Origin of the sequence: Chryseobacterium herbae, assembly GCF_025154075.1 — a bacterium.
Classification (GTDB): domain Bacteria; phylum Bacteroidota; class Bacteroidia; order Flavobacteriales; family Weeksellaceae; genus Chryseobacterium; species Chryseobacterium herbae.
Genome location: NZ_JAOAMU010000001.1, coordinates 1,119,136 through 1,134,418, shown reverse-complemented (window position 1 = coordinate 1,134,418; position 15,283 = coordinate 1,119,136). Strand labels below are relative to the sequence as shown.

Below are 15,283 nucleotides of genomic sequence, written 5' to 3'. Positions count from 1 at the left end.
AATACATGGATTTTTTAAGAAAATTGTAATTTAACTAATATGAACTATCAACTGGACGAAATAGACAAGAAAATTCTTGATTTCTTAGTAGAAAACACAAGAATGCCTTTTACAGAAATTGCAAAGCAGATGGATGTTTCTGCGGGAACAATTCACGTAAGAGTGAAAAAAATGGAGGATGCAGGTATTATTTTGGGGTCATCTCTTAATATCGATTATGGTAAGCTGGACTATCACTTTACAGCTTTCATTGGGATCCTTTTGACAAAATCAAACCGCACTCAAGAGGTATTGAAAGAATTATCAATACTTCCAAACGTAATTGAAGCGAGCGTTATTTCCGGGAAATATAATATTTTCTGTAAAGTAAGAGCTAAGAATACGGAAGATGCGAAAAGAATTATCTATCAGATAGACGACATTCAAGATGTAATGAGAACCGAGAGTATGATCTCCATGGAAGAGTACTTGAGCGACAAAAACAGATTGATCAACGCTATTTCTATATAATTCAAATTTTAAACGAATAAATATACTAAAGAACTTATGGATTTATTCATAAGTTCTTTATTTTTGTACCTATGGAAGAATACAGTTACTTTGATGAGGATCCAAAGAAAGGATGGGGCTTTATTTTAGCATTTGCAGCATTGATGCTGTTTACAATTATGGGGCTTGGAATAGATGTGGATGAATATCTGCAGCATGAGTATCTTCAGATTCCGAGATGGTATTTTTTCATTATTTTTTCCATTGATCTCCTGATGATGATCGGGCTTGTCCTGATGTTTTTCTACAGAAAAGTGGGAATCATTATGTTTCCGGCACTGCTGGTTCTGCATTTCTTTATGCACAATTATTATCTTTCTACCTTTTTATACACGGATGTAACCAATCTTTTCCTTTTTACAGGATTTGGAATGCTGGCTATTATTCCGAAATGGAAGTTTTTCAGATAGCACTTTAAGCTCTACCATTAATCCAGTCCGTAAAAGCGAATAGCTTGCTGTTTTAACGGGTTTCTGCTCCAATCCTCCCATTTCCCCGTAAATGGATCGTAACCGCATTTAAGGGGCCTAGATGTGTCTGGTTCCTCATGGTTTTGATGGGTGCGTTCTGTGTAAGCTCGGCAATCTGTACAGATATATCTGAATTCACAGTCTTTGCAGGCTTCTATCTGATCTTTAGTGACGTTCCAGTATTTTCTGAATCCAGATCTGTTCAAGGCCTCTTCCAGGGTGATATCATTGATGTTTCCAAAGCTTTCAGGCATTAAGGGACAATTTCTGATGTTTCCATGAACGTCTATTCCGATTTTTTTGTGAAGACAGGAATTATAATTCATAGCCTCTGTCACTTTTGAGATATTGGTATTGAAATAGTTCAGATCTACTTTTCCGCAGGAGGAAATTTTCAATGTTTCTTTCGTAAAATGTACACTGAATCTGAAAGTATCCTTTGATTTAAATGGAATTTGTGGACAGTTATGGAATACTAAACTATAAATTCGTTCTGCGGTTTGACTAAGACTGTTAATAAAGTTAATATCTACATCGTCATGAAAAGGCGAAATAATTTCAATACCGTTTAAAACAGAACCTTTAAATTTTGAGTCGATGTCCAGAAATTCTTTAAGCGAAAGTTTTTGGTGACTGAAAAGTACGATATGCTTCACTCCCAGGTTTTCCACACTTTGTTTGATCTTATCCAGAATTGAAATGCTGTTGATTTCTATGAAAATATTTGAAATTTCATTGGGTTCATAGAATGTATAGGAGAGCAATGGGAAATTTCTGTCCCAGTCATCTTCCGTTATAAAACCATATTCTTTTTCAAGCAGCAGATTAATATATTCCTGAATCAATGGGGCAGAGTCTTCATCATAATTTTCCAGAAGGTTTTCTATAGATTTAATCTTCAATTCCTCTATGATTTCGTAAAATTCCAAAGGATATAACTCAGAAAAGTTTCTTTGAAGATCAGCGATCAGGATGCGTGTGGCTCCTTTAGTGACGAGGATATTGTTGAATAAGTTAAAATACGTCATAAAATTCTTGTAAGCGGTTTTAAAGGTTTTTCTCGGACATGATGCTTCGTCTGGTATTTTTCGCTTTGTACAAAATATAACAGGTTACTATGGATTTTGCCGACGTTTTTGGTTTTAAAGGTCTCAATATATTTAAACGTAAGTGGCAGTTTATTTTTTTCGTTGTACAGCTTTTTCATAGGTATTCGGCTATTTTTTGCTCTAGAAAATAATTACATGTCCCGGACATTCCCATGAACTGGCCAATGGGATTGATCTCCAGGAAATAATACTTTTCTCCTTTCTTTATAAAATCGATGGAGCCTGAATTAAGATCTAAAGACTTCATGAGCAGGTGGATCTTTTCTTCCAGATCAGAGGGAAGATGATAAGAGACATTTCTGTTGGGCTTCATTTCGTTGTATTTCCTGAAATCTATTTTGGTCTGTGCATCATTTTGTGAAAATATGGCCATAGACCAGCACTGACCGTTTAAATAAAATGTCCTTACTTCAAAGTCTTTTTCAATTTTCTCCTGAAAAAAAGTGATGAAAAAATCTCCGTCTTCAGTATCTTTAACCACAGATGTATACATAAAACCACCGGAATTCTTCCTTATTTCATCCAGGGTGACATTGCCATTCAATGTTTTTATAATCGTCTTGTCTACGTCTACATCGCGAGTATTTTCTGCTAAAAAATAATCAGGAACATCAAAGCCGAGATTCCTTGCCATGTCCAGAACAATAAGTTTATTGACATCGCTGTTACTTTCTTTGTTAATATTTCTTTTGGATTCCAAGATCTTCCGGACATAGTCCTCAAGCCAGAACTGTGTTTCCGTCATATTCAAATGGATGGATCGATTGGCATATTTTAATCTTTTAAATTGTAATCCTCCTCTCCGGTACCAGAGACTTTTTATGTCATCTAGAAAGAATGTACTACGGCTGCTTTCGAGAAAGATCCTCTTGTTCCGGGTTTTGATCTCAAAAACTTCATCCTCATGAATACGGATGAATGGTTTCTTCATCACAATAAGATATTTAATAACTTCAGTGGTTGTGATTTCATTATTTTGAGAAAGAATCAGAATCATAGTAACGAGCTATTGGATTAATGATTTAGATAAATGGGACAAGATCTTTGAAAGCCATTTAAAACAGACAAGCTTAGTGACTGATCTTTTTCTGGAAATCTTTAGTTATTTTGGACGACTGTTTGAAAGTAGGAAAACCTATGGCCTTTCTATTTCTGTCTATTCGCGCAGAGTCTGATGCAGTAAAATCAGGTGCGTCATAATGTACAAATATGTGGTAAGCAGTATCAAGATAATGGATGTACTGATGTTTGTCAACCATCTCTATATAATCTCTCGGAGGGCATTCACCGGACATTACATATTCCAGTAATTTTGTCTTTAAATATTCATAATGTACTGTTCCTGCCATATGATTAAGAAGAGTTCCCATATACATAAAACGTTCATTGTTTCCATAAAGTCCTATTTTTTGTCTGGATGGAAAACCATAATTTTTAAGAGTCCAGATCAGAAGTTCTGCATTTTTTTTGTCATTAATTTCAACGGTTAGTCCTACGCGGGCATTATGTTGATCACGTTCAAAAGCAATGCTGAATGAGTCAATTAATACTTTATTTAGTTTTTGATTCCATTGAAGAATTTTTCTTTCAACACCAATGCTGTCAATCCCATACCTTTTATAGAGTTTGAAAAAATCCGGCTCCTGCCTTTTGTATTTCCAGTTAGGTGCCGACTGTGCTATAAGTTGGTCGAGATTTTTTATACCTCCAAACTTTTTATGGAATTTATCTGCATATCTGATGTACATTTCATATTCCTCCATTCTTTCATTCTGTACAGGAGGAAATTTCCTGAATAGTTTTTTGTACTGCCTGATCGTTGCTAAAGTATCTCTGTCAACTCTATGAGTACTATCAATTGCATAAACTGTATTGTAATACTTAATATAGTTAAGCTTTTTACTTGTGCAGGAAATAAAAGTTATGATTGTAAGAAGCAGGAAAACAATTTTTCTGTATTTCATCACCAATATATTTTACCCTTTTAAACAGAAGGGGGGAAGATCCCCCCTCATATTTAGTCAACTGTTATAATAGAGTGAACCTTCCCATCATTAATGATTTTGGTGTCACCAGTATTACCGGCGTTACCATTTGGACCTGTTTCCTGTGTTGTTCTAACATTTGTACCACCCCCGAAAATTACTTTTGAATTTTTCAGTTTCTTGTTTTCCAATGAAGAAAAGTTCTTCATTCCTTGTAATTTTTTCATAATTGAATAATTTTTAATTAAAATTTGTGATTGCCATATAAACCCTGACATGGGTTTTGTTATTCAGTATTTCAGCCTGTACTGTACACTTACCGGCAGATCTGCTGAATGCGGTATCAACGTTGATGAGTTCAAAACTATAGATTATTAAATCTCTTTTAAGGGATTTAATGTGTGGATTTGTTGTAAATTAGTGAGTGGTTTGTGTACGGTTGTACAGGTTAAAATAAATCATAGGAGATAATGTTGCTATAAAATTTTGTCCATCATAGATCGAAAAATATAAATCCTGATTTTATAGATTAAATAAACAGATAAATAATCCGATATTTCGATATGTATGCCGTGTGTATACAAAAAAATACAAGACAAACAAGGCCGTGTGGCTATTCGGTACAATTAATTTTTCACCTATTTTTGTACTTACCGCCAAAGACAAAACCTAAATCACAAAATCACGGAATGCAAGATCTTAATCAACTCAATATTGATTTAAAAAATTACCTTGAAGAACAGACAGAACAACTTGTCGATGCGCTTGTACAAGTGCTCAAAGGGGAAAGCACGGAGTATCTAAGCGGAAAGACCAAAACAGATAGCGTAGCTTTTTATTTCGAATATGAATATGATTATCTGGATATCACAGCATGGACTGTAGACCAATCCGGAGCTGTCATAACCAACCCTGTTTTTTTATTCCCTCAAAGAGAAAAACGGAGCGATCAGAAAGAAGACTGGAGCGCGTTTTTACCGGAAAATATATGGACTGCAGCTACAGATTTTCAGGAACAGTATGCAGATGACGAGGATTTCGATGATTTGTGGGACGACTACAACGAAGAAAAATATGAGCTATTTGAAAACTGGTTTTTTGAAGGCTGGAAAAAAGCTTCAGCACACACGGAAAGTAGCATAGATGCTTATTTTTCAATTCATGATACCTACTTTAGAACAGACCTGATGACACTGCAGACCATCAACGACGACGAAATTGCAGAACGCTATACATCGTAAATAACATACATTAAAATATATCACAATTTATTATGAACACTTATCAATTTTACAAAAGAGACGGAAACCTGTTAATCTTTAAAAACCAGCCGGTATTTGTAGCAGTATTGGCTACTCTTACATTCATTGCTGCAGGATTCTCTTATAAGTATAAAATTCCTTTATTAGCCTTGTTCCTTGTTGTTTTTGGAGGTCTAATGATCGCTAATTTCTTTGCAAAAAAATTTGTGATTGATCCTCAGCAGCAGACCATCACCTGTAAGCCCAGTATTTTTGTTCCTACAAAGATTTATTCTTTTCAGGATTTTACTCATTTTGAAGTGTTGGCGATGAAATATCTTGGCTTTATCACAACCAATGTATTCCTGAACATCTATTTTGAGGTGAATGGAAAAGAGAAGAAATTTTCGGTAGGACAGGCCCTTACCCATAAAAGCATACAGAAAATGGTAAACGAAACAGAAGATATCATGCGCTTAAATGAAAATGTACGATGAATACCAAAGACCGATATAAATTTGAGGATAATGGCAGTGAAATAAGCTTTATGCCTAATTACAGCTTCATACACACCTTAAAATGGTGGTTGGTAGCTGGTATTCTTGCCATTCCGGTGATGTATTATTTCAGAAATATACTATCTCAAAATGCCTTTACTATTGCTTCTGTTATACTAGGAATCTATATGGTGTATTTTCTGTGGGATCTTCTTTTTAGAATTCCTGTAAAATACACATTCGATAAGCGGGAGAAGTGCATTTACCGAAAACTATTTCTTACCAAAAAGATCATGAGCTTTGATGAAATGACCTATTTCATCAATGAAGACAGCGGAGGATATTATTATGTCATTGGGAAAAAGAGGAATCAGTTTGTTAAAAACTATAGAATCAGTAATTATTATTCAGGCTCTAAAAAATCACGTTTGAGAGAGGAAGAATTCCAGACAGACATACTATATCCTGTACTCGATGCCATAGATGTTCCGATCAACAGACCACAGTAATGACGGGTTTGAGGGTAGTAGAGTTGGAGAGTTTTAGAGTATATGAGTGTAAAAAAAGTTGGTGGTTGATAGTAATTAAGCTTTATCCTTTAATGATATAAAATTTTTAAATAAAACCTCATATATCGAATAATTTTGAATAAAAGACCAATATCTGGCGGCTGAGGCCCTCGAAGCCACCAGCCAACTATCTAAGATTTAAGATCTGATGTCTGATGTCTGAAATCTGGCATCTAATATCTTAACTCAAAAAAAAGCTCGGGCTGTTTCGAAGAAACAGCCCGAGCCCATATATGATAGTCTATTCAGACTAGTTAGCTAAAATTCTCTTCACAGCTTCTTTCACAGCCGCTGAATCGATTTTGTATTTTTTCATAAGCTCAGCAGGCGTTGCAGATTCTCCGAAAGTATCGTTTACTGCTACGAATTCCTGTCTTGTAGGTCTCTTTCTTGCAAGCATACCCGCTACAGATTCTCCTAAACCACCAAGATAGTTGTGCTCTTCAGCCGTAACGATCTTACCTGTTTTTTCAACAGATTTTAAGATGATTTCATCGTCCAAAGGTTTAATTGTGTGGATATTGATCACTTCACAAGAGATTCCTTCTTTTTCAAGCTCGTCAGCAGCTACAAGAGACTCCCATACAAGATGTCCTGTTGCAACAATGGTTACATCAGTACCTTCCTGAAGAAGAATTCCTTTTCCGATTTCGAAAGGCATATCTTCCGGAATGAATACAGGAACGGTAGGTCTTCCGAATCTTAAATATACAGGACCTTCGAAGTCAGCGATAGCAATAGTCGCTGCCTTAGTCTGGTTGTAGTCACAAGGGTTGATTACCGTCATACCCGGAAGCATTTTCATCATACCGATATCTTCCAGAACCTGGTGAGTAGCACCGTCTTCACCTAAAGTAAGACCGGCGTGAGATGCACAGATTTTTACATTTTTCCCTGAATAAGCGATAGACTGACGAATCTGGTCATACACTCTTGAAGTAGAGAAGTTCGCGAAAGTTCCTGTAAAAGGAATTTTTCCAGTGATGCTTAAACCTGCAGCAATTCCCATCATATTAGCCTCTGCGATACCTATCTGAAAGAATCTTTCCGGTGCTTTTTCAATGAATTTTTCCATTTTCAAAGAACCGATAAGGTCTGCACAAAGTGCCACTACATTAGGATTTTTGTCGGCAAGTTCTGCTAATCCGGCTCCGAATCCTGAACGCGTATCCTTTTTTTCTGTATATGTATATTTCATTTTTTTTTACTAAAGTTTTTAATAATGGATAAATGATTGGTCTTAAGATCTAAAAACACAATTATTTATCATCGATCATTTATGATTAATAATCAGCAGGAGCTTCCAGATATAATTGTTTGAATGCTGTTTCAAGCTGCTCATCATTCGGAGCTTTACCATGCCAAGCATGAGAACCCATCATATAATCTACACCGTAACCCATTTCTGTATGAAGAATGATGACTACCGGTTTTCCTTTGCCTGTTTCAGTTTTTGCCTTCTCAAGAATAGCAATTACAGCTTCAAGATCGTTACCGTTTTTCTCTTCCAAAACAGTCCATCCGAATGCCTCAAGTTTAGCATGAAGATTTCCTAAGCTCAATACATCATCCGTATCCCCATCAATCTGGCGTCCGTTGTAGTCAATCGTTGAAATAATATTGTCAACTTTCTTAGCAGCAGCATACATCAAAGCTTCCCAAACCTGACCTTCCTGAAGTTCACCATCACCGTGAAGCGTGTAAACAAGAGAAGTATCTCCGTCCAGTTTTTTACCCTGAGCTACACCAAGTGCTACAGAAAGTCCCTGACCAAGAGATCCGGAAGCAATTCTGATTCCCGGAAGACCCTCATGAGTAGTGGGGTGCCCCTGAAGTCTTGAATCCAGCTTTCTGAAAGTTTTAAGTTCTTCTACCGGAAAAAAGCCAAATCTCGCTAATGTAGAATAGAAAACCGGTGAAATATGCCCGTTTGAAAGATAAAAATGGTCCTCATTCTTACCCTCCATTGTAAAAGGCAGCTTATAATTCATTACCTTTCCATACAGCGCTGTGAAGTATTCCGTACAACCTAAACTTCCGCCCGGGTGTCCTGAATTCACAGCGTGAACCATTCTTAAAATGTCTCTTCTGATCTGCGTAGTAAGAGATTTTAACTCTTCAATACTTTTACTCATTATATCTGATTTATTTGCACGCGAATTTACAATTTTTTCACGGCTTACGGAAATGCAAAAATCCGGACCGGGAATTTTAAATGGTCATCTGAAGTCATCTGGTCGATTTATTTCATACCAAAATTTGAATATTGTCCAGTGATCAGGAGCTTTTGCAAAAGTCTCTATTTTGCTTTATTATTTGTAGATTAATTCCTATTAACTATTTTAAATTTAACTGTCCGTAATTAATAAATGGCCAATTTTCAGTATTGATCATTATTTCAGAATAAACCAGATTATTTTCATTCAGATTTTTTACTTTACATAGCGAAACACAAAAATGTAAATGAAATGAAAATTACCTTATTCGCCGCTTATCTGTCCATATTGATTCTTGCCGTAAGCTCAGGGAAAGCACAAAAGCCCGGGAAAAATAAACAACAGTATGCACGCCTCGGAGATTTTAATCTGGAGAGCGGACAAAAAATTGAGGACTGTAAAATTGGTTTCCGAACTTATGGGAAGTTAAATGCCGATCGCTCCAATGCTGTTATTTTTCCAACCTGGTTTACCGGAACCACAAAGGAACTCGAAAGTATGGTTCCCGGAAAAATAGTAGATACGCTGGCGTACCATCTTATCCTTTTCGATGCATTGGGCAATGGTGTTTCCTCTTCACCCAGCAACAGTTCAAAGCAGGCCCGTTTACAATTTCCGGTATTTACCATCAGGGATATGGTAGAAAGCCAGCATCAGGTACTAACCGGAAACATGGGAATTCATCATCTGGAAGCTGTCTGTGGAATTTCTATGGGAGGAATGCAGACCTTTCAATGGGCAGTTACCTATCCTGAATTGATGAATAAAATAGTCTCCATTGTAGGTTCTCCACAACTTACTACCAGCGATCTGCTGCTATGGAATGCCGAATTAAATGCCATGGAAAGAGATCCTGCCTATCTTAACGGGAACTATGAGCAGAAACCTTTACTTCCTGGTGTCACGATGATGCATCAGTTTGCATTAACTACCCCTGAGTATTTATCCAATGCCGTTTCGAGAGATGATTTTTCAAAATGGCTGGCAAAAAAAGAATCAGAAAATATGGATTGGAACGATATGCATCGACAGCTGGAAGCACTTAAAAGTCACAATATTGCCAAGTTCGGCGGAACTCTTGAACAAGCAGCAAAGGAAATCAAGGCTAAAATGTTGATCATTGTATCCCGGCAGGACCATATGGTAAATCCTTTGCCGGCAACCCGCTTTGCAGAAATGACCAACGCTCGGCTTTTCGTACTTGAAGGGAACTGCGGCCACATCGCTCCGTGGTGTGAAGCTGCAGAAGTGAGAAAGACGGTACAATCCTTTTTAAAGAAGTAAGCTCTTAAAATGAGGGAAATTTATTCCTCTCATGATAGAATAAATACGGATAGCCAAAAAACAATTTTTGGCTATCTTATTTTTTTGTTACGGAGAAGGATGAAGATATGAGGTTTAACAGCCTTCGTTAAGATATACTGATATTTCAGTAATGATGTTATTAACAAACTTGAAAGAGAGCTGTGTTCCTGCATCAAGATCTTCCAAAGTGAAATATCCGGTATCTTTAAGGCGCTTTTCACTCTTATCGTCCCAGGCAGGATGTACGGTAAAACTTGGGTAATTTCTATAAGCATTGATCAGATCATCCTTGGTATTTCCAATCCCGATTCCGCTTTTGGTTTTAAACTTTTTACTGGTAGTGGTAAGGCCCATAATGCTTGCCGCATTGGGTTTTGCTTCACTGATATAAGCCTCATAAAGATCGAGCTGGATCAGTTCACCATTGTATTTTACATTGTTTTTGATCTGTCCGTCCGTTATTTTTAATTTTGCACCGGCTATTTTTTCTCCTTCTGCTTTTTCCATAAAGACTTTGTAAGGTCCCATTCTTAAAGTGGAAACCTCAAAATCCTGAGCAGTCATTATACCAAATGTCAATGCGAATAAGAAAAGTGAAATAATTTTTTTCATGATGTATAAATAAGTTGATTTTTAAAATAGCAAAGACGTTTATTTCTTGCCTAATGTCTGATTGATAGCTTTCTTAACAATCGGTTCCATAATAGCATAACCTGCCAAATCGGGATGGATGCCGTCACTTGAAAGACCGTCACGCATACCCCCTTTTTCATTACGCATTGCTGTATTATAATCGATAAAAGTGATCTTGCTGCTGTGAGAATATTGTTTTAGTCTGCTGTTTAAAGCGTCCACTTTCTGAGTGGCATCCGTTATTTCTTTACGCCATGGAAATGCAGCTGCAGGCAGTACAGATGCAATGATTACCTTAATCCCGTTGCTTCGGGCAATATCAGCCATTACCTTAATGTTGCTGAACGTAAAATCCGGATCATATGCTCCCGCGTTTTGAGCAATATCATTAGTGCCGGCATTAATGACGACCAGTTTAGGTTTTAATACCACGACATCATTTTGAAACCTCAAAAGCATCTGTGAAGAGGTTTGACCGCTGATTCCTCTGCCCACATAATTATTTTGAGAAAAAAACTCCGGATGGCTTTTTACCCATCCTTCCGTAATGGAATTGCCCATAAAGACCACATCCACTTTTTTCTTTGCATTTAAAATGGCTGTATTGTCTTCTCTGTATTTGGCCAGATTAGCAAAGTCAACAGCGCTTTGTGCATGTACAAACTCGCCTGCAAGCAAGCCAATAGCTATGAATAGGGATAATTTCATATCAAATGGTATCTGTTAGAAAATTCAATTTTCAATAGGAACGGGTTTTACTCTAGTTATGCTCGGAAGAATTTTTCCTTCGACTATAACTACATTCTAGGGTGCTTTTTTTATTGATTACGTTTTATCGCAAAGAAAGACAATGATTTATTTTCTTTGAATGCTATTATTAAGATAAACAAAGGCGTAAACTTATCAATGTAAGACAAGGACAATTCCTATTGTTGTCTTTCTTAAAATAAGCGAAGCGGCTTTGTCTTTCTTAAAAAAATATCTAATCTAACCTTTGTCTTTCCTTGCGATAAAAATTTAAAAAATAACTATCGTTTTTGATACTATAAACTTTAAAAGATTCCATTTTTGGGTAATCATGATCGGAAAAATTTTTCTTCCGACCACCACTAGGTTTTACTCTATTTACAAAATTAAATATTATTTCTTTCTGATCAGCCAAAGCCCTATGAATGTCAACAATCCGTTGATGATCAAAAGTTCCAGTCCGATTTTGAAATCCCCGAACATGTTTTCCTGGTATTTATCGATAAAGAATGAGATCACCGGTGCTGCGATACAAACGTAAGGAACCAGTTTATCATTCACCTTGTATTTGGTGAAAATTCCGAAGGCAAAAAGTCCGAGAAGAGGTCCGTAAGTGAATCCTGCAAGCTTCAGAATAAGTCCGATCATGGAGTTGTCATTGATCATTTTAAAAATAACCACCATAATCAGGAAAGAAAGGGCCACAATTAAGTGTATGTTTTTTCTGAATTTTTCTTTTTTGGAATCATCCCAGTCTTTCTTCTCTTTCATGCCAAAAATATCGATGCATAAAGAAGAGGTAAGAGCGGTCATAGCCCCGTCTGCACTTGGAAATAATGCCGAAATCAGCGCAATAATAAAGATAATTGAAATAAAACCGGGCATATGATTTAAAGCGACATCAGGGAAAAGTTGATCTCCCGCACTCGTTACATGCTCCTGCGCTCCGTAAAGGTGAAGAAGTCCTCCCATATAAAGGAATAATGAGATAACTCCAAGAAGAATAAATCCTAAAGTCACCATATTTTTCTGTGAATCTTTCAGTCTCGTTACCGATAAACTTTTCTGCATCATTTCCTGATCGATTCCCGTCATTGTGATGGTGATAAAAGCTCCGGCAAGGATTTGCTTAACAAAGAAACTTTTCTGGTTCGGATCGAAATCAAAAATCTTGGTATAGCCTTTATCCTGCATCGCTGTAAAACTTTCGCCAAAGCTTAAGCCTAAATGATTCAGCATATACACCGTACAGATAATCAGTCCCAAAAGCATACATGACGTTTGTAAGGTATCCGTCCAGACAATGGTTTTTACCCCTCCTTCATAGGTATAAAGAATGATCATTGCTAAAATAATCAGTGTCGTTACAATAAACGGAATGCCTAAACTGTCCAGAATCGTAAGCTGAAGAATATTCACTACCAGATACAGTCTTGCAGTGGCACCTACCAGTCGGGAAACAATAAAGATCCACGCTCCCGATTTATAAGAGAGCTGACCCATTCTTTGCTGGAGATACCCATAAATAGAAGTCAGTTTCAGACGGTAATACAAGGGAAGAAGAACATAAGCCACGACCATATATCCGATAAGATATCCCAGTGTGATCTGCAGATACCCGAATTTATCATTTCCTACCGCTCCCGGAACACTTACAAACGTGACACCGGAAAGCGAGGTGCCAATCATCCCGAAAGCTACCAGCATCCAATTACTCTTACGGTTTCCGATAAAGAAACTCTCATTATCACTTCCTTTCCCTGTTTTGTAGGCTACCCACAGCAAGAGCGCGAAGTAGACGATAATAATAGACAGTAATATAATTGGAGACATAGTTTTTTCAATTAAAATTTTACAAATATAGTTTTTTTCTGTTCTGGTAAAAGAAAAAGCCTTTCAGATGTTAAACTCTGAAAGGCCTGTATCTTAAGGACGGAAATTAGGATCAGTTCACTAATACGTCCTGCAGCTCCTCACTTTTCTGAAAACTTGCTTTGGCAAAAGGACAGAGAGGAATGATTTTTTTGTTGCTTTTCCTGGCAAAATCTACTGCTGCCAGAAGCATTTCTTTTCCTACGCCTTTTCCGTTGTAGGCTTCTTCCACTTCCGTGTGGTCTATGATGAATCTTTCTTCTCCGGCCCAGGTATAAGTCATTAGTCCTGCGTGTTTTCCATCTATGAAAGCCTCAAAACTTCCGTGTTTCTCGTCGTTGTTTTGTTTTACTTCGATCATATTATGAGAATTTTGTTAGTATTTCTATATCGTTAGTTAATATTTTGTGTACAGGGCAGGCATCGGCAATGGTATGCAGTCTCTTCAGCTGCTCATCATCCAGAATACCTTCAAAGCTGATATCTCTTTTGAAAATCGCTCTTTTCGTTAAAGGAAAATTTTCGAGTTCTACTTCTACGTTGATGTTTTCCACGTCCCATTCCTTTCTTTCAATGTACATTCTTAAAGTAGCTGCTGTACAGCTTGCCAGAGATGTGGCTAAGATTTCCATAGGGTTGAAACCTTTATTCTGACCACCTTTATCGATGGGTTCATCGGTAATGATCTGGTTTTCGCCGGCCGTTACCTCAGTGTAATATTTTGTTTTTCCTAAACTTGCTTTTACGGTTACCGCCATTATTGTTCTGTATTGAATTTATAACTTAATGCGCCCGACGGGCATTGGTCTATCTGGTTTTTAAGTTCTTGTGGAGTTGCGTTTTCAGCTTTTATCCAGGGTCTGTCTTTGGGATTGTAGACTTTGGGAAGCATTTTTACGCAGACAGCCGAGTGGATACACTTCTGGGGCTGCCAGAGGACAGTGATACTGCCGTTAGGATATTCGTGTATTTCCATGTCAATTTTCTTTTAGTGATTTTTCGATTCTTCGGTCCGGAATCAGCCATATGAGAGCCACGATATAATAAAAACCTATGGCAATATAAGGATAAAAAAATGAAACAGCGATTCCGAGGACGTAAAATATAATCGAGATATATTCTTTAAATTTTGAATGTATAGCCTCTTTCAGCATGGAACTTTCACCTTCACAACGGACGATCACATGCTCCAGAATAGTGTAGGCCACAGCAGCCATGATGAGACAAATGCCATAAGCCGCCACCGGATTTTTTGCAAAATGAGTAGTGCCTATCCATTCCGTAGCGATCGGCATTAGCGAAAGCCAGAACAGGAGATGAAGATTGGCCCACAGAATGCTTCCGTTGACCTTTTTCACTGCCTGAAAGAGGTGATGGTGATTGTTCCAGTAAATTCCTACATAAATAAAACTGAAAATATAAGCGAGAACTCTTGGAACGAGAGGCTTTAGGCTGGCCCAGCTGCTCCCTTCCGGAACCTTCAGTTCAAGGACCATGATGGTAATGATGATGGCTAAAACCCCATCACTGAAAGCCTCCAGTCTCCCTTTAGTCATTGGTCTTAACGGTGTTTTTAAAGTTTCCGATCTTGTCCTTAAGCTCTTTAAGCATATCAGGATTAATAACGCCGCTTTCCAGATCAAAATTTTCATAAAACTTGGGAAGGGAGAACGTATCCTTAATATCTGCTGCAAACTGTGGGAAAAACGTCTTAGCCGTATTCATCACATTGCCGCCGCCATAACCTCCCGGAGAAGTGCTCATCAGAAGCATCGGTTTGTTTTGAAATACCTTAACGTTGATCCTTGATGACCAGTCGAACACATTTTTAAAAGCGGAACTGTAAGATCTGTTATGTTCTGCAAGCGAGCAGATGATCACGTCGCATGCTCCGATCTCCTTTAAAAAGTTGTAGGCTTCTTCCGGAAATCCTTTCTTTTCAAGGTCTACGGAGAAAACAGGCATGGTGAAATCGTTGAGGTCAATCAGATTGATCTCTTCATCCTGAAAATCTTTCAGCACAAATTTTACCAGTTCCCTGTTGATCGAAGTGGAAGATGTACTTCCCGCAAATGCTAATATTTTCATGG

The 15,283-nt window shown here is 37.4% G+C and carries 20 protein-coding genes; 6 read left to right on the top strand and 14 right to left on the bottom strand.

Annotated elements, in window-relative coordinates; translation table 11 throughout:
• Positions 1 to 39: 39 nt before the first annotated feature.
• Positions 40 to 510, top strand: coding sequence for an Lrp/AsnC family transcriptional regulator (locus tag N0B48_RS04890; protein ID WP_047455018.1), 471 nt, complete (start codon positions 40 to 42; stop codon positions 508 to 510).
• Positions 511 to 581: 71 nt separating this feature from the next.
• On the top strand, positions 582 to 959 hold the full coding sequence (locus N0B48_RS04885; protein ID WP_259837145.1) for a hypothetical protein: 378 nt from the start codon (positions 582 to 584) through the stop codon (positions 957 to 959).
• A gap of 17 nt (positions 960 to 976) precedes the next feature.
• Here the strand turns inward: N0B48_RS04885 and gwsS are convergent, their stop codons facing one another.
• The 4 genes from gwsS to N0B48_RS04865 form a co-directional block, all read right to left on the bottom strand.
• On the bottom strand, positions 977 to 2,047 hold the full coding sequence (gwsS, locus tag N0B48_RS04880; protein WP_259837144.1) for a grasp-with-spasm system SPASM domain peptide maturase: 1,071 nt from the start codon (positions 2,045 to 2,047) through the stop codon (positions 977 to 979).
• A 175-nt stretch (positions 2,048 to 2,222) separates the two neighbouring features.
• Positions 2,223 to 3,125 carry a grasp-with-spasm system ATP-grasp peptide maturase gene (gene gwsG / locus N0B48_RS04875; protein ID WP_259837142.1) on the bottom strand — a complete coding sequence of 301 codons (903 nt, stop codon included), beginning with the start codon at positions 3,123 to 3,125 and terminating at the stop codon, positions 2,223 to 2,225.
• 73 nt (positions 3,126 to 3,198) lie between these two features.
• The gene (locus N0B48_RS04870) at positions 3,199 to 4,092 is read right to left on the bottom strand and encodes a hypothetical protein (protein ID WP_259837141.1); all 894 of its coding nucleotides are present in this window, start codon (positions 4,090 to 4,092) and stop codon (positions 3,199 to 3,201) included.
• A gap of 53 nt (positions 4,093 to 4,145) precedes the next feature.
• Positions 4,146 to 4,340 (bottom strand): hypothetical protein, encoded by a 195-nt coding sequence (locus tag N0B48_RS04865; RefSeq protein WP_259837140.1) that lies wholly within the window; start codon positions 4,338 to 4,340, stop codon positions 4,146 to 4,148.
• Between the two features lie 462 nt (positions 4,341 to 4,802).
• On the opposite strand from N0B48_RS04865, the gene N0B48_RS04860 reads away from it, so the two are divergent.
• The 3 genes from N0B48_RS04860 to N0B48_RS04850 are packed head-to-tail and all read left to right on the top strand — an operon-like array spanning position 4,803 to position 6,360.
• On the top strand, positions 4,803 to 5,354 hold the full coding sequence (locus N0B48_RS04860; protein WP_259837139.1) for a hypothetical protein: 552 nt from the start codon (positions 4,803 to 4,805) through the stop codon (positions 5,352 to 5,354).
• Positions 5,355 to 5,386: 32 nt separating this feature from the next.
• Positions 5,387 to 5,851 (top strand): hypothetical protein, encoded by a 465-nt coding sequence (locus N0B48_RS04855; protein WP_259837138.1) that lies wholly within the window; start codon positions 5,387 to 5,389, stop codon positions 5,849 to 5,851.
• Complete coding sequence (locus N0B48_RS04850) at positions 5,848 to 6,360, top strand: hypothetical protein (protein ID WP_259837137.1); 513 nt, start codon at positions 5,848 to 5,850, stop codon at positions 6,358 to 6,360. The genes N0B48_RS04855 and N0B48_RS04850 overlap by 4 nt, the downstream gene beginning before the upstream one ends.
• Before the next feature lie 310 nt (positions 6,361 to 6,670).
• Here the strand turns inward: N0B48_RS04850 and N0B48_RS04845 are convergent, their stop codons facing one another.
• Both N0B48_RS04845 and N0B48_RS04840 read right to left on the bottom strand, forming a co-directional pair.
• A complete protein-coding gene (locus N0B48_RS04845) occupies positions 6,671 to 7,618 on the bottom strand; it encodes a transketolase family protein (RefSeq protein WP_259837136.1) in 948 nt (315 codons plus the stop codon).
• A gap of 85 nt (positions 7,619 to 7,703) precedes the next feature.
• On the bottom strand, positions 7,704 to 8,558 hold the full coding sequence (locus N0B48_RS04840; protein WP_259837555.1) for a transketolase: 855 nt from the start codon (positions 8,556 to 8,558) through the stop codon (positions 7,704 to 7,706).
• A gap of 330 nt (positions 8,559 to 8,888) precedes the next feature.
• On the opposite strand from N0B48_RS04840, the gene N0B48_RS04835 reads away from it, so the two are divergent.
• Positions 8,889 to 9,920, top strand: a complete 1,032-nt coding sequence (locus N0B48_RS04835; protein ID WP_259837134.1) for an alpha/beta fold hydrolase — start codon at positions 8,889 to 8,891, stop codon at positions 9,918 to 9,920.
• Between the two features lie 114 nt (positions 9,921 to 10,034).
• Here N0B48_RS04835 and N0B48_RS04830 read toward each other — a convergent pair whose 3' ends face one another.
• The 8 genes from N0B48_RS04830 to N0B48_RS04795 all read right to left on the bottom strand — a co-directional run bounded on the left by N0B48_RS04830 (position 10,035) and on the right by N0B48_RS04795 (position 15,281).
• Positions 10,035 to 10,553: a hypothetical protein gene (locus tag N0B48_RS04830; RefSeq protein WP_259837132.1), complete on the bottom strand. Its 519-nt coding sequence runs from the start codon at positions 10,551 to 10,553 to the stop codon at positions 10,035 to 10,037.
• A gap of 39 nt (positions 10,554 to 10,592) precedes the next feature.
• Positions 10,593 to 11,282 carry a GDSL-type esterase/lipase family protein gene (locus tag N0B48_RS04825; RefSeq protein ID WP_259837131.1) on the bottom strand — a complete coding sequence of 230 codons (690 nt, stop codon included), beginning with the start codon at positions 11,280 to 11,282 and terminating at the stop codon, positions 10,593 to 10,595.
• A 432-nt stretch (positions 11,283 to 11,714) separates the two neighbouring features.
• Positions 11,715 to 13,154, bottom strand: coding sequence for a sodium:solute symporter (locus N0B48_RS04820; RefSeq protein ID WP_259837129.1), 1,440 nt, complete (start codon positions 13,152 to 13,154; stop codon positions 11,715 to 11,717).
• Between the two features lie 112 nt (positions 13,155 to 13,266).
• Positions 13,267 to 13,554: a GNAT family N-acetyltransferase gene (locus N0B48_RS04815; protein ID WP_259837127.1), complete on the bottom strand. Its 288-nt coding sequence runs from the start codon at positions 13,552 to 13,554 to the stop codon at positions 13,267 to 13,269.
• A gap of 1 nt (position 13,555) precedes the next feature.
• Positions 13,556 to 13,951: an OsmC family protein gene (locus N0B48_RS04810; RefSeq protein ID WP_090023949.1), complete on the bottom strand. Its 396-nt coding sequence runs from the start codon at positions 13,949 to 13,951 to the stop codon at positions 13,556 to 13,558.
• Positions 13,951 to 14,169 carry a (4Fe-4S)-binding protein gene (locus tag N0B48_RS04805; RefSeq protein ID WP_259837126.1) on the bottom strand — a complete coding sequence of 73 codons (219 nt, stop codon included), beginning with the start codon at positions 14,167 to 14,169 and terminating at the stop codon, positions 13,951 to 13,953. The genes N0B48_RS04810 and N0B48_RS04805 overlap by 1 nt, the downstream gene beginning before the upstream one ends.
• Before the next feature lies 1 nt (position 14,170).
• Positions 14,171 to 14,749, bottom strand: coding sequence for a TMEM175 family protein (locus N0B48_RS04800; protein ID WP_259837125.1), 579 nt, complete (start codon positions 14,747 to 14,749; stop codon positions 14,171 to 14,173).
• The gene (locus N0B48_RS04795) at positions 14,742 to 15,281 is read right to left on the bottom strand and encodes an NADPH-dependent FMN reductase (protein WP_259837124.1); all 540 of its coding nucleotides are present in this window, start codon (positions 15,279 to 15,281) and stop codon (positions 14,742 to 14,744) included. The genes N0B48_RS04800 and N0B48_RS04795 overlap by 8 nt, the downstream gene beginning before the upstream one ends.
• Positions 15,282 to 15,283 lie beyond the last annotated feature (2 nt).